The sequence below is a fragment of the Achromobacter sp. GbtcB20 genome (assembly GCF_019091095.1).
Lineage (GTDB): Bacteria > Pseudomonadota > Gammaproteobacteria > Burkholderiales > Burkholderiaceae_B > Achromobacter > Achromobacter mucicolens.
The window spans coordinates 1-233 of the sequence record NZ_JAGXJZ010000933.1 but is presented as its reverse complement, the minus strand read 5'-3'; the positions used below and the strand labels follow the sequence as shown (position 1 = coordinate 233).

Below are 233 nucleotides of genomic sequence, written 5' to 3'. Positions count from 1 at the left end.
CGCCGTGTTCTGGATGTGGGCGGTGGCCTTCCTCGGCGCCAGCTCGGCCTTCGTCGAATCGACCCTGGGCCAGGTCTACAAGGAGCAGATCGCCAAGGAATACCGCGGCGGCCCCGCCTTCTACATCGAGAAGGGCCTGGGCATGAAGTGGTACGCGCTGACCTTCGCCTTCGCCACCATCCTCGCCACCGGCCTGCTGCTGCCGGGCGTGCAGGCCAACTCGATCGCCGAAG

The 233-nt window shown here is 67.0% G+C and carries 1 protein-coding gene; it reads left to right on the top strand.

The genetic code is table 11. From position 1 onward, the window contains the following. The coding region (locus KVT32_RS31695; protein ID WP_217619596.1) for an alanine:cation symporter family protein at positions 1-233 on the top strand (233 nt) is incomplete at both ends.